The sequence below is a fragment of the Streptomyces sp. B1866 genome (genome assembly GCF_031932565.1).
Lineage (GTDB): Bacteria > Actinomycetota > Actinomycetes > Streptomycetales > Streptomycetaceae > Streptomyces.
In genome coordinates this window covers 1-13,946 of record NZ_JAVSCF010000174.1, presented here as the reverse complement: position 1 = coordinate 13,946, position 13,946 = coordinate 1, and the positions used below count along the sequence as shown (strand labels likewise).

Annotated in this window: 10 protein-coding genes; 8 read left to right on the top strand and 2 right to left on the bottom strand. The window is 72.8% G+C overall.

Annotated features, from left to right (window positions below; all coding sequences use genetic code 11):
- From RKE29_RS20880 to RKE29_RS20870, 3 genes are all read left to right on the top strand, one after another.
- On the top strand, nucleotides 1–1,248 hold a 1,248-nt coding region (locus RKE29_RS20880), incomplete at its 5' end, for a M64 family metallopeptidase (RefSeq protein WP_312007029.1).
- A gap of 625 nt (nucleotides 1,249–1,873) precedes the next feature.
- Nucleotides 1,874–3,352 (top strand): serine/threonine-protein kinase, encoded by a 1,479-nt coding sequence (locus RKE29_RS20875; protein ID WP_312007030.1) that lies wholly within the window; start codon nucleotides 1,874–1,876, stop codon nucleotides 3,350–3,352.
- 238 nt (nucleotides 3,353–3,590) lie between these two features.
- Nucleotides 3,591–5,201 carry a succinic semialdehyde dehydrogenase gene (locus tag RKE29_RS20870; RefSeq protein WP_312007028.1) on the top strand — a complete coding sequence of 537 codons (1,611 nt, stop codon included), beginning with the start codon at nucleotides 3,591–3,593 and terminating at the stop codon, nucleotides 5,199–5,201.
- Nucleotides 5,202–5,782: 581 nt separating this feature from the next.
- Here RKE29_RS20870 and RKE29_RS20865 read toward each other — a convergent pair.
- On the bottom strand, nucleotides 5,783–7,360 hold the full coding sequence (locus RKE29_RS20865; protein ID WP_312007027.1) for a hypothetical protein: 1,578 nt from the start codon (nucleotides 7,358–7,360) through the stop codon (nucleotides 5,783–5,785).
- 383 nt (nucleotides 7,361–7,743) lie between these two features.
- Here RKE29_RS20865 and RKE29_RS20860 point away from each other — a divergent pair, with 383 nt between their 5' ends.
- The 4 genes from RKE29_RS20860 to RKE29_RS20845 all read left to right on the top strand — a co-directional run bounded on the left by RKE29_RS20860 (nucleotide 7,744) and on the right by RKE29_RS20845 (nucleotide 9,369).
- Complete coding sequence (locus tag RKE29_RS20860; protein WP_312007026.1) at nucleotides 7,744–7,977, top strand: hypothetical protein; 234 nt, start codon at nucleotides 7,744–7,746, stop codon at nucleotides 7,975–7,977.
- Nucleotides 7,978–7,994: 17 nt separating this feature from the next.
- On the top strand, nucleotides 7,995–8,210 hold the full coding sequence (locus RKE29_RS20855) for a hypothetical protein (RefSeq protein ID WP_312007025.1): 216 nt from the start codon (nucleotides 7,995–7,997) through the stop codon (nucleotides 8,208–8,210).
- A 161-nt stretch (nucleotides 8,211–8,371) separates the two neighbouring features.
- Nucleotides 8,372–8,734: a hypothetical protein gene (locus tag RKE29_RS20850; protein WP_312007024.1), complete on the top strand. Its 363-nt coding sequence runs from the start codon at nucleotides 8,372–8,374 to the stop codon at nucleotides 8,732–8,734.
- Between the two features lie 353 nt (nucleotides 8,735–9,087).
- Nucleotides 9,088–9,369: a hypothetical protein gene (locus RKE29_RS20845; protein ID WP_312007023.1), complete on the top strand. Its 282-nt coding sequence runs from the start codon at nucleotides 9,088–9,090 to the stop codon at nucleotides 9,367–9,369.
- A gap of 223 nt (nucleotides 9,370–9,592) precedes the next feature.
- On the opposite strand, the gene RKE29_RS20840 is transcribed toward RKE29_RS20845, so the two are convergent.
- A complete protein-coding gene (locus RKE29_RS20840; protein ID WP_312007021.1) occupies nucleotides 9,593–10,579 on the bottom strand; it encodes an LAETG motif-containing sortase-dependent surface protein in 987 nt (328 codons plus the stop codon).
- Between the two features lie 1,268 nt (nucleotides 10,580–11,847).
- On the opposite strand from RKE29_RS20840, the gene guaA reads away from it, so the two are divergent.
- Entirely contained in the window at nucleotides 11,848–13,443 is a 1,596-nt protein-coding gene (guaA, locus tag RKE29_RS20835; RefSeq protein WP_312007020.1) for a glutamine-hydrolyzing GMP synthase, read from the top strand.
- Nucleotides 13,444–13,946 lie beyond the last annotated feature (503 nt).

Below are 13,946 nucleotides of genomic sequence, written 5' to 3'. Positions count from 1 at the left end.
CCGGCGGCGGCCCCGGCTCCGGCCGCCGGGGCGGGCGCCCAGGGGGACACCGTGCCGGTCGAGTACTTCACCGGGCCGGGCGGCCACCCGCACCGCACCCGGGTGCCCGCCGCCGCCCCGGCCCGCCTGGACCGCGCCGCCCGCCCGCTGTCCGCCGCCGCGGCGGCCGCCGACGGCGCCGTGACCCCGATCGTGAGCAGCGGCCCGACCGCCGACAAGGTCGACGTCGTCGTCATCGGCGACGGCTACACCTCCGCCCAGCAGGACGACTTCCACGCCGACGCGCGCGCCAAGTGGCAGGAGGTCTCGGCGGTCGAGCCGTACGCGACGTACCGGAGCCTGTTCAACGTGTGGGCCGTGGACGCCGTCTCCCGCCAGTCCGGCGTCTCCGGCGACCCGGGCAAGGACGTGGTCAGGGACACCGCCCTCGGCTCGTACTTCTGGTGCGACGGCCTGGAGCGGCTGCTGTGCGTCGACACCGGCAAGGTGGAGACCTACGCGGCCAAGGCCCCGGAGGCCGACCTGGTGATCGTCCTGTCGAACTCGGCCAAGTACGGCGGCGCGGGCTACATGACCGGCTCGCCGGTCGGCTATGACGGCATCGCCACCGCCGCGTCCGACCACCCCGACTCCGACCAGATCGCCGTCCACGAGACGGGCCACTCGCTCGGCAAGCTCGCCGACGAGTACGCGTACGCCGACTACGGCACGTACACCGGCGCCGAGCCCGTCGAGCCCAACGCCTCCACGCTGACCGCCGCCGAGCAGACCGCGCGGCGGGCGAAGTGGTACCGCTGGATCGGCGAGACCTCGCCCGACGGCGGCACCGTGGGCGCGTACGAGGGCGGCCGCTACTACCCCAGGGGCCTGTACCGCCCCACCGAGAACTCGATCATGCGGACCCTGGGCCGCGAGTTCAGCCTGCCCGGCCGCGAGGCGATGATCGCCGGCTTCTACCGGCACGCCAGCGTGCTGAGCAGCGCGACCGGCACGGACACCGTCCTCCCGCGCGGGACGCGCGTCACCGTCGGCTTCCCGCCGTCCGCCACCGTGGCCTGGTACGTCGACGGCACGGAAGTCACCGGCGCGCACGGGCAGACGACCGTGACCCCCGAAGGCCTCGGCGTCCCGGCCGACGGGCGCACCCACACCGTCACCGCCCGGGCCACGGACCGCACCACGGCGGTCCGCGACCCGGAGCTGCGCAAGCTGCTGACCGACACGCGGACGTGGAAGGCGGCGGGCTGAGCGAGGCTGGGGCCGCTCGACCTCGGCAACGGCTTTGTCACGAGAAGCCATGGGAAGCCGCGGCCGGTGGCGGTTGGCGCGTTCTGGACGGTAATGATGGGGCCATGACGAACGACGGGGGACGGGCGAACGAGCCCACCAGCTACGGCCTCGCACCGCCGAACGCGCCGTCGGCGCCGCCTACGGCTCCCGCGCCGCCCGCGCCGTCTCCTCCGCCCGGGACGGCCGCCGTGCCGCCCGGGGCGGCGCCCGCCCCGCAGGCGCCCCACGTCCCGCAGGTGCCTCCCGTCCCGTCCCAGGCGGCCCCGGCCGCGCCGTACGGCTCGTACGGGCCCCCGGACGCGCACGGCCACGGCGGGCCGGCCCGGCCGGAGTCCCCGCACGCCGCCACCGAGGTCCACCACCCGGTCCAGAACACCCCGGTCCAGAACACCCCCGCGCAGCACCGCCCGGCCCCGGACGGCCCCGCTCGCGCCCCCGCGGCGGCGCACCCCTCCGCCGGACCCGGGCACGAGCCCGAGCCCGACGCGGGGCGGCTGGTGGGCGGCCGGTNCCCGCTCGCGCCCCCGCGGCGGCGCACCCCTCCGCCGGACCCGGGCACGAGCCCGAGCCCGACGCGGGGCGGCTGGTGGGCGGCCGGTACCGGCTCGTCGCCCGGCTCGGGCACGGCGGCATGGGCACCGTCTGGCGGGCGCACGACGAGGTCGTGGACCGCGAGGTGGCCGTCAAGGAGCCGCGCGTGCCCGACCACCTCGGCGAGCGCGACCGGGCCACCCTGTTCCAGCGGATGCGGCGCGAGGCGCGCGCGGCGGCCCGTATCGACCACCCCTCGGTCGTCACCGTGCACGACGTGGTCGTGGAGGACGGGCGGCCGTGGCTGGTGATGGAGCTGGTGCGCGGCCACTCGCTCGGCGACCGGCTCGCCGAGGGAACGCTCGACCCGCGCGAGGCGGCGCGTATCGGCCTGGCGGTGCTCGGCGCACTGACGGCCGCCCACGAGGCGGGCGTGCTGCACCGCGACGTCAAGCCCGACAACGTCCTGCTCGGCCGCGACGACCGGGTGGTGCTCACCGACTTCGGCATCGCGCAGGTCGAGGGCGAGCAGGGGCTCACTGAGACCGGGGCGTTCGTCGGCTCGCCGGAGTTCATCGCGCCCGAGCGGGTGCTGGGCCAGCGGCCGGGCCCGGAGTCCGACCTGTGGTCGCTGGGCGTGGTGCTGTACGCGGCGGTGGAGGGCATGTCCCCGTTCCGCCGCTCGCACACCCCGGCGACGCTCCAGGCGGTGCTCTCGGCCGAGCCGCAGGTGCCCGCGCGGGGCGCCGGGGCGCTCGGCATGCTCGTCATGCAGCTGCTGCGCAAGGACCCGGCCGCCCGGCCCACGGCCGCGGAGGCGCGGGAGACGCTGGAGGCGGTGGCCAGGCCGCGCCCGGCGCCCACGGCCCTGCCGCTCGGCGGTTACGGCGGTTCCGGCGGTGCGCGGGGCCTGGCGCGCCTGCGCGGCCCCGGCGGGCGCCGGGCCCGGCTGGCGGCCGTCGGCGTGGTGGCCGCGCTCGCGGCCGTCCTGGGCCTCGTGCTCGCCGACCCGTTCGCCGACGAGGGCGGCCTGCCCGCGCACTGGACGGTCCGCGAGGAGCCCGAGATCGTCAAGGCGTCCCTGGCGCTGCCCGAGGACTACCGGCGCGTGGTGGGCTCCGACGGCTACTCGCTGACCTTCCACGACCCCAGCGGCGTGTTCACCGTCTACCTGGAGCGGGTCAGCGACGACAACACGGTGGGCACCGCGCGGCAGGAGGCCGCCGAGTGGAAGAAGTACTACGAGGACGGCGCCGAATCCACCATGGCCGCCGACAGCGTGCGCAGCACGGTCACTGAGTCGGAGCAGCAGGGCCGGCCGGCGGCCGACGTGATCACCGACTACCACGAGTACGGGGCGTCCGGGGACGACGACATCGGCTACCGCCAGCGCGACCACGTCTACGTGGACGCCGCGCGTAAGGCCTACTGGCGGCTGAACATCACCATGCCCGCGCAGGGCGAGGCGCGGAAGGACGGCGACCGGCTGTACGGGGAGGTCGTGCGGCACCTGGAGATCCGCGAGCCGTGACGGCGGGGCGCCGGCCTTCGGGCGGGGCCGCGCGCCCTGGGACGTACGGCCCGGAATCCCCGGCCCCGGACGGCCCGGCCCCGGACGCCCGGACCGCCAGGCCAGGCCAGGCCGAGCCGGGCCGGGCCGCCCGCGGCCACCCGATCAGGCCAGCAAACGCTGGCGGAATAGTGTGGGACCTGCGACATCTGGTTACCGCTGGGTACACAAACAGCCCGTCCCGCCCTACGCTCCCCCCATGACGGACGCACAGGACACCGGACGAGTCCCCGAAGGCAACCCCGTGGCCCCGAAGGGCCCCCGCACCGCCGCCGACGTCGTCACCCCCGAACTCGTCGCGCGGCTCACGCGTGACGTCGTCGGCAGCGGCAGCACCGCAAGCCACACCCCGGTCACCGGCGAGACCCTCGCCGACCTGCCCGAATCCACGCCGGAGGACGTCGCCACCGCCTTCGAGCGCGCCCGCGAGGCCCAGCGCGCGTGGGCCGCCACCCCGCCGCGCCGCCGCGCGGCCGTCCTGCTGCGCCTGCACGACCTGCTGCTGCGCCGGCAGGCGGAGGTGCTCGACATCATCCAGCTGGAGACCGGCAAGAGCCGCCTGCACGCCTACGAGGAGGTGCAGGTCGTCGCGCTCGCCGCCCGCCACTACGGCCGCAGGGGGCCCGGCTACCTGCGCCCCAAGAGCCACCAGGGCGTCATGCCCGCCATCACCAAGGTCACCGAACTGCGCCAGCCGCGCGGCGTCGTCGGCCAGATCGTGCCCTGGAACTACCCGCTGGAACTCTCCGTCGGCGACGCGCTGCCCGCCTTCGCCGCGGGCAACGCCGTCGTCATGAAGCCGGACACCGGCACCGCGCTCACCGCCCTGTGGGCGCGCGAACTGGCCGTCGAGGCGGGCCTGCCGGCCGGAGTGTGGCAGGTCGTGATCGGCGAGGGTCCCGTCGTCGGCCCGGCCGTCGTCGCCCACGCCGACTACGTGTCCTTCACCGGCTCCACCGCCACCGGCCGCGGCGTCGCCCAGGCCGCCGCCGCCCGCCTGGTGCCCGCCTCCCTCGAACTCGGCGGCAAGAACGCCATGCTGGTGCTGCGCGACGCCGACCTCGACCGCACCGCCGAGGGCGCCGTCCGCGCGTGCTTCGCCTCCGCGGGCCAGCTGTGCGTGTCCATCGAGCGGCTGTACGTCCACGAGTCGATCGCCGACGCCTTCCTGGAGCGCTTCGCCGCCCGCACGCGCGCGCTGCGCCTCGGCACGCCTCTGGAGTACAGCTCCGACATGGGCTCCCTCGTCTCCCAGCGGCAGCTCGACACCGTCACCCGGCACGTCGAGGAGGCCGTCGCCAAGGGCGCCCGCGTCCTGGCGGGCGGCCGCCCCCGGCCCGACATCGGCCCGTACTACTACGAGCCCACCATCCTCGACGGCGTCGAGCCGCCGATGTCCGTGTGCACGGAGGAGACGTTCGGCCCGGTGGTGTCGGTCTACCGCTTCTCGGACGAGGACGAGGCCGTCGAGCGCGCCAACGCCACGCCGTACGGCCTGAACGCCAGCGTGTGGACCAAGAACCCCCGCCGCGGCCACGCGGTCGCCTCCCGGCTGCGCGCCGGAACGGTCAACATCAACGAGGGCTACGGCGCGGCCTACGGCAGCGTCGCCTCCCCGATGGGCGGCATGGGCGACTCGGGCCTGGGCCGCCGCCACGGCTCGGAGGGCATCCTGAAGTTCACCGAGGCGCAGACGGTGGCCCGGCAGCGGCTGGTCCCGCTGGGGCCGTCGTTCGGCCTGTCGGCCGAGCAGTACGCGGCGCTGATGAACCGGGGCCTGAAGGCGCTGAAGGCCCTCCGGCTGGGCTGAGTTCGGCCCCTCTGGGGCTCTGGCGACCGGGCACGCGCCCCTGACGGGAGCCCTGACCGGAGGCCCTGACCGGTGGCCCGTCGGCTCAGGGCGGCGGGGCGGGGGTTCCTTCCCCTCCCCGCCCCTTCCCGAACCGGAGGCTCCGCCCCCGGCCCCCGCCGGGGCCGGCGCCCCTGGACCCCGGTCCTGGTGGTTTCCGGCGGGGCCCGCCGCCGCCTTCCCGTAAGCGGGGCCGTTGTCTTCGGGCCTCGGACGGCGGGGCGGGCCTACTGCGGAATCGCACTGTTCGGCGGTCGCGCCGCCGCACGCCTCACGAACGTCGCCAATAGCTGACGCACTGAGGCGTAAGAGCGCCCCCGAACTGATTGCCGTCTCTGCGACCCCCGCTCCCTGAGCCGTCACTGACCAGGACGCGGGGCTGACGGCAGAGCTGCCAGCGGACGAGAAGGCCCGGAGCCTGCCCCACCAGGGGCGGGTTCCGGGCCTTCCGTGCTGTGGCGGCCGCCGCGCCCGCTGAGAGGCGCTGTACGGGGCGCAGAGCGGTGAGCGTCCCCCTTGCCGTCCCGGCGAGGAACGGGCCCTCAGGCGCCGCGCACGCCGTAGGCCCGCAAGGCGTCGTCCAGTTCTCGGACTGACTGAGTCGCTTTCCACGGCTCCAGTTCGGCGCGAAGATCTCGGATGCGCCCGGAGATTTTAGGCGACTGATGAACTGTCGAGATTTTGGCGATAGTGCGGATCGTCTCCCCGGCTTGCTCTACATCCCCATTCAGGGTGTGCACAGAAGCCAGCTTCGCCAAGGATAGTGCATAGTCGCGGAGATTGCTTTTGTCTACTAGTAGCAGTCTCTTTTCGATTGAATGCATGGCGTCGTCCGGCGCATCGAGCCGTAGGCTGCAAGCACTTCGAGTGGTCCAGTAAAAGGACTCGTCGTAGAAATACCACCACGAAGCCAGCGGGCCACCATTAGTACGCAAGGCTTCGTGCGCGGCTCGCTCGTCGTCCAATGCCCGGCGAGCCCGTACCTCGTCGCCATTCGCCGCATAAGCTTGGGCGGCAACATCCGCCGCGTAGCCGCGCGCTGCCCAACTGTCACTTTGCTCTGCCCAGATCTGGGCAGCGGCAGCGTGATCGATTCCAACTCGGGGTTTCCCTTGCCAAGTGGCCATTTGACTCATAGTGCACAGCACATACGAAACCAGTTCGACGTTTTCGGCGTCGTGGGCTGCCGTCCGAGCGTCGTCATAGTAGTACTGTGCTGACCGGTAATCCCCGAGATCGAAAAATTGCCAACCAACAATTTGACTCAGCTCGGCGTAAACTGACAGCACCCGTGGCTTGAGATCGTCAGGCGCGTGAGCGACAAATGATCCGATTACTTCTCGCTGAGCCAGCGCGATGTGCAAAGCGACGTGCGGGCCGAGCAAATCGCCTTGTTTGCGATATTGCGGAAGTGCCTCTTCGGCTTGCGTTAGGGTGAGTCCATCAAGGCGCGCTGGGTCTCCGGTTACCCCGCTAAGGCGTTCCCGCGCATCCGCTTCTGTTATGTTGAATAGTGGGGCAGCGGCGGCCATGGTGAGTGCTGCGCTGAGTTTCTTGAGAAGGTCTCTGCGATGCATTTCCGGATAACCTCGTTGTGTCCACGCAAGCACTGCTTGCGCAAGCTCCGTAAGGCTTATGGCCTCGATGTGTTGTGCCAACTCGGTTGTGTCTACCGATGACAGCACCGGCATCGGCATGGCGTTATTGAGTGAGGTAGTCCCTGGCTGCAATTCGCTCAGGCGCCCCGGTTGAGTCACTGCTGTCTGTTCTTCAGGCAGGTCACTGTCAATAAGGTCTTTCACCTGGCACTCATAGATTTCGGCCAGGTGGCCGAGGTCAGTGAGGCTCGGCTCACGGCCAGACTTCGCGGGCCAGGCTTCCCAATACGACAATTTTTTAGCCATCATTGGGTGTTCGCTGTTTGGGAAGCGCTCGTTCCAGCGGTCTGCGACTTCTCTTTGAGTCCATCCTCGGGCAAGCCTCATAGCCGTACGGGCGTTGACCTTCTCCTCACGCTGGATGCGGCCCGCGATGGCACCCCATGTCCAGCCCTCCGCCCGTAACCTGGCGGAGAGGGCCGTCACGGCTGCCCTGCGACTCCGGTAGTGCTTGTCTGCCACGGGATGCCCCCCACCTGCGCGTCTGCCGTCCTCTCACTCATGCTACGGGTGCGTGGTCATGCGTTCTGGTGTTCGTATACCCACTATTGGTCTGTCTGACCTGCGAACTCCCCAACCGGTGGGGATTTTCTGCCGCCACCACGGCCACCATTCCACCAGGCCAGGGGTCGTCCTCGGCAGTGATGGGGCGGAGAGTCGAGTCCCGCTCGCTACCGACGACGGACCGAGGGAGGGTGAGGGGCGCCAATGGGCGACGAACAGGCGGCCGAAGAGCCTGCCGACACGCCGGAGAAGTCGGCTTCCACGCTGACCGTCAGGGGCTACCCCCGCGACAACAGGGGAAGGTCCGTGACGCTTGCGACCCGAAGGACGGTCGGCCAGCTATGAGCGGAACCGAATACATCCCCGGCCCGGGTGACGTGGTGGTGGATACCCAACACGGTAAGCGACTTGGAATCGCCCGCGCGTGGGACGAAAAAGACAGGACGCTGACGCTCAAAGAGCCTGGCGGTCGGGAGCTGTGGGACACGACGGAATTCCGGGCGCCGACTGACAGTGAGGCGCTGCGCGCCCGGGTGGCTGAGGTGAACCACCGGAGCCGGTGGGGGCGACCGTGAAAAAGGTCTACCGTTTCGTGAACTACGTGATCAAGCACGACGACACCCACGCCGTGCACCGCGCGTTCTCCTGCGCCGCCCCCGGATGCACGGCATCGAGCGGATTCGTCGGCAGCGAAGACGACTGCGTGGAGTGGGCGCGCAAGCACCTGCAAAACAACCCGGGCCATGACGAACTGCTCAGGACGTGGGTTGACCGCGCGGTCATGGCCCCGAAGGACAACCGCTCCTGATGATCGGCCGATGCATCGTCGGCGTGCTCGAATTCGCCGCATCGGCGACAGTGGGATTCCTGCTCTCCGCCGCCTTCACCCGGCAACATGTAAACCCCTCGCCTGCACCGGATGATCCCCCTTCTCATCTGGCAGGCGGGGCACATCGAAAGGAACCGCTCGTGAGTGGACCGATCGAAGTCCGCCAGACCAAACGCAAGGGCAAGACCACGGCGGCCCGCCGCCATGACGGTGAGGACGCGCTGCGCCAGCGGGACCGCAAGGCACAGCTGATCCAACGCTTCCGCCAAAAGCTCGGCGCCGGGCCTGCCGTGATGTCCACTCCGCCCGTCGCGGAGGGCGACCCGGTCCCCGTCGTCCCGCCGCCCGACGGCTGGACCGTGACGGTCGGAGACGACGTGGAGACCGTGCACCGGGTGCGGGACGGGCACCCTGCGTGCGGCGCCTCCGGAGAGACGACCGAATGGCACCGCCCCGTGAACTGCCCCGGGTGCCTCAAGACCACAAGGAGAGATCATGTCTAAAGCCGACTGTGACCACGACTGGGAAATCAGCCCCAGCGGCAACTGGATCAAATGCAGGAAATGCGGGGCGCGCATCGGCAACTGACAGCCCCGTTCCGGCTCCGGCCGGAGCGGCAAGCCGTCCCCCGGCAGGGCGCGCGCGGGCCGAGTGAGCGCCGCTCGGACCCCCGCCCTGCCGCCCGTGGTCGCGCGGCCGGAACCGCGCACCGGGCGCCGCCGCCCCTCCTAGGCGGTGAGGGACACGGGAGCCGACACGGTTGGTCGGCACGCGTCGGCCCCCCACCGCGCCCCGCTCGTCCGCTCACTCCCCCGGTGGGCGGGGCCACCACATGCCAGACGAGACAAGGAGCACCATGGGCGCCCTTGCGTGCATCGCGAAGTGGGCACGCGGCCTGTTCCAGCCGCGCCCGCCCGGTCGGCATTCCTGGGCCTACCTGGTGGCACACGCCCCGTGGCCCGACACGCACGAGCCGCCCGCGAGCACCGGCCACCAGGACGACGGCCCACCTCCGGACGACCCCGGAGACGCGCCACCGGGCCCCGAGGACCCGCCCCTGATCACCACGCCCCTGATCCGCCCCTACTTCGTCGCGTACGAAGCTGACCAGACCATGCCGCTCCGCCGTCTGCGCTGACGGCCCCCTGACCGCCCCGTCCGTCTGCTCGCCCCCGTGGCAGATGGGCGGGGCTTCGCCATGCCCTGATCAGGCGCTACCGTGCCAGAACACGTACTTCCGAGCTTCGGGATGGGGGCGGGGCGGGGAGGAAACCCCCGCCCCCGGCCACCGGGTCCGGGGCGGAGCCCCGGTAGCGGGGAGGGGCGGGGTGGGGGAGGAAGCCCCTGGTCAGAGAGGGGCGTTAGGCCGCCCCGGCCCCCGCCCTGCGCCGCCGCACCACGAAGACCGCCCCCGCACCGGCCACCACGGCCACGCCGCCGACCGTGGCGATCATCGGCAGCTGGGAGGCGGAGCCGGTCTCGGCCAGCGAGCCGTCCGGGTCGATCCTGGTGTTGCCCTGCGGCTTGGCGGGCAGCGGCTTCTTGCCGCCCTGCGGCTTCGCGCCCGGCACGTCGCCCGGCTTCGTACCGGCCTTCAGCACCGTGAACTCGTAATAGTCGCCGGTCGAGTAGACGCAGTTGCCCTTGCCGTCCGCGTACACGCCGACGGATATCGCGAACCCGACGCCGGTCGGCGCGCTCGCGGCGACCTTCAGGCGCAGGTCCAGGGTGAGCGTTTCGTGCGGGCGGACGTCGGTGTAGCCGATGTAGCCCTGGTCCGGGTCGTCGTCACCGGTGGAGACGGCGCGCCACGCGCCGGTGTCCGGGTCCCGGTACTGAAGGGTCAGGTACCGGCCGGTGGGCTCGTCGTCCTCCGAGCGCGCGGTTGCCGCGAAGACGCCGAAGTCCACCCGCTGGTAGGAGCGGTCAGAGCTGTTCTTCACGCGGAAGGTGAAGGAGTGGAAGCCGCTGCCCGCGACGACCTTGGACGGCAGGCCCGACAGCGTGGTGGTGAGGTCCGGGTCCTCGATGTAGCCGTCGCCCTCCTCGCCGGTGCACTCCCTGCCGGGCGTGGCCGTCGGCGACGCCGACGCGGACGGGTGGCCGGACGGCTTCTGGCTGGGCGTGGCGGACGGCGTGGCGGAGGCCGACGGGCTCGTGTCCGGGGTCGCCGACGCGGAGGGAGAGGCCGGGACCGGGGACTGCGTGGCGGGGCTGGCGGAGGGCGCCGCTGTGCTGGGCCCGGTCGACGGCCCGTCCGTCGCGTGGGCGGCGGGCGCGGCGAGGAGGGCGGCTGGGGCGATGGCGGCCGTCGCGGCGACGGTCGCCAAGGCGCGGCGAAGCTGCATGAAGACCTCTGGTCCGTAGGCGCCGCCACACCTGGTGGGCGGCACGCGGTGGAATGGGAAAGGCCGTCGCGGCAAGAGCGCGACTCGGCCGGGGTTGCGCATGGGAGACCGTCGAGACGCCGCAAGGGTTGTGTACAAACCCCGGTATACGTCCCGTGAGTTATGCCATCCCGCCCGCCGCGCGCACGGCCGGGCCGGGATCGGGGCGGGCCGGTCGGGCCGGGCCGGATCGGGCCGGGGCCCGGGGCCGCGGGCTCCGCGCCCCGGAGCGCGGACGGCCCAGGACGGGCAGGACGGGGGAGCGGCGGCAGCAGAAGGGCCCCGGGGACGTCCGAACGGGGAGTGGGACGTCCCGCGGGGCCCTCGGCGGTCAGCACCGGCGTCAGGGCAGCGCCGGCGCTGATAAGCGGCACCGGGGGGAGCGCCGCTGGCTTCGGGGTCCGCGTCGGCGGACCGGCCGCCCGGGCAGGCCGGGCGCGGAAAGCCGACATCGGGAGGCGATGAGGCCGCTACCTGCGACGCTCTCCGTCTCTTGCTGCATCGTGGTGGATATGCCACACCCGGCGCAACTGTTTCGACGGGATTACGGGAGGCCGGTTCCCGCCGTCGCTCCCGCCGTCCCGGAGGCCGGGTCGGCGCCGCCTTCCCCGCCCTCTGCCGCTGGGAGCGGAGAGGGCGGTACGCGGCCCCGGGCCTGCCCGGTCGCGCCGCCGGGCCGGGCCGTCGGCGCGGGACTCGCGGCGCGTGCCGCCCGGAGGGGCAGCGCGCGGGCCGCGACTCGTGCGCCGACGGTTTCCGGCCACCGGCCGACCGCCGACCAGACACCGGCCGACCGGCGCGGTCGGGCCCGCCGCGGCCGCCCGCCGCCGTGCCTCCGGGCCCGTACCGCCGCGTCCGGCCGTACGGGAACCGTCGGTCCGCCGGGCTGGGGGAGCGAACGTTCCGCCGTGGCGCGCGCCTGGCCGGCGCGGCCACCAAGCACAACGAGGCGCTTCCGGGCAGGTCACGGTCTGCGGGAGCGGGCCCGTAGAATCGACTCGTCCCTGGCTGCCAGGCCGGATCGCTCCGGGCCGCTCCCGGACGACCCGGGAAGCCCCGCGGGGTCCCGCGGAGCACCAGGCGCTCCGCGAGGCCGGCTCCGCGAGGCCGCCAGGGCGCGGAGCGGCAAGGTCCGTCCCGTACTCGCCCAGCCCCCGCAAGCACCTCACACAAGCCCGCAACCCACGCAAGTCCACGCAAGCCCCTCGGAAGCCGGAAGGCCCGTGCCAGTGCCCGCAGCGCCCCCCGCGTCCCCCGCAGCCACCCCGGACACCGTCCTGGTCGTCGACTTCGGCGCGCAGTACGCCCAGCTCATCGCCCGCCGCGTCCGCGAGGCCCGGGTCTACAGCGAGATCGTGCCGTCCACCACGCCGGTGGCCGAGATCCTCGCCCGCAAGCCGAAGGCGATCATCCTCTCCGGCGGCCCGTCGTCCGTGTACGCCGAGGGCGCGCCCCGCATGGACCGCGCGCTGTTCGAGGCGGGCGTGCCGGTCCTCGGCCTGTGCTACGGCTTCCAGCTCATGGCCGTCACGCTCGGCGGCACGGTCGACAACACCGGCGCGCGCGAGTACGGGCGTACGGACCTGACCGTCACCAAGCCCGCGTCCACCCTCTTCGAGGGCACTCCGGCGCGGCAGCAGGTGTGGATGTCGCACGGCGACGCGTGCTCGGCCGCGCCCGAGGGCTTCACGGTCACCGCGTCCACCAGCCAGGTGCCGGTCGCCGCCTTCGAGTGCGACGCGCGGAGCCTGTACGGGGTGCAGCACCACCCCGAGGTGATGCACACCACCCACGGCCAGCAGCTGCTCGAACACTTCCTCTACCGGGGCGCCGGCCTCCAGCCCACCTGGACCACCGCCAACGTGGTGGAGGAGTCCATCGCCGCTGTCCGCGCGCAGGTCGGCGACAGGCGGGCGATCTGCGGCCTGTCCGGCGGCGTGGACTCGGCCGTGGCCGCCGCTCTCGTGCAGCGGGCCATCGGCGACCGGCTCACCTGCGTGTACGTGGACCACGGCCTGATGCGCAAGGGCGAGTCCGAGCAGGTCGAGAAGGACTTCGTGGCCGCCACGGGCGTACGGCTGAAGGTCGTGGACGCCGAGGAGCGGTTCCTGGCCGCGCTGGCCGGGGTGTCCGACCCCGAGCAGAAGCGGAAGATCATCGGCCGGGAGTTCATCCGCGTCTTCGAGCAGGCCCAGGCCGAGCTGGTGGCCGCGGCGGGCGCGTCGGGGGAGCCGGTGGAGTTCCTGGTGCAGGGCACCCTCTACCCGGACGTGGTGGAGTCCGGCGGCGGCACCGGCACCGCCAACATCAAGTCCCACCACAACGTCGGCGGCCTGCCCGAGGACCTGGAGTTCCAGCTGGTCGAGCCGCTGCGGCGGCTGTTCAAGGACGAGGTGCGGATGGTCGGCCAGGAGCTGGGCCTGCCGGACGAGATCGTCCACCGCCAGCCCTTCCCCGGCCCCGGCCTGGGCATCCGCATCGTCGGCGAGGTCACCCGGGAGCGCCTGGACCTGCTGCGCGAGGCCGACGCCATCGCCCGCGAGGAGCTGACCGCGGCCGGCCTCGACCGCGACATCTGGCAGTGCCCGGTGGTGCTGCTCGCCGACGTGCGCAGCGTGGGCGTGCAGGGCGACGGCCGTACGTACGGCCACCCGATCGTGCTGCGGCCGGTGTCGTCCGAGGACGCGATGACGGCCGACTGGTCGCGCCTGCCGTACGAGGTGCTGGAGCGCATCTCCACCCGGATCACCAACGAGGTGGACGAGGTCAACCGCGTGGTGCTGGACGTGACCAGCAAGCCGCCGGGCACCATCGAATGGGAGTGACCCCGCCGGCCGGGCGGGCGGCCACCGCGACCGCCGTGCGCCCTTCCGGCCCTCCTGCCGTGCGGTGGTCCTCCGTTGTTTATCAGCATGTGACCCGATGAGGGTTTCTGCGCGGGAGCCGTCTGGAATGTCCGGCGGGGTGCGGCCCTCGCCAACGGGCCGCCGCCGACGTCGGGTTGGGCGTCCGGCCGGTTGCCGACGGGCCACGGCTCCGCCGCCGACCGGTGTTCCGCGGGCCGGACGGGGCGCGCGGTATCCCTGTGGGATACGGCACAATCCCCTTTCCAGCACACGGGCAGTCGGCGGGTACCGCCGCCCGCGCACTCGAAGGGCTAGGAAATGCACAGCGCGGTGGACACGGCGGGTGGTGACGCCACGGGCGGCGCCACGGGCGGCGCCACGGGCGCCACGACGGAGCGCGCGCGGGGGCGCGACGACGCCCGGGGGCGCATCGGGGCGCAGGGGCGCGACGGCGCTCGCGAGGGCGCGGGCGGCGGTGCCCG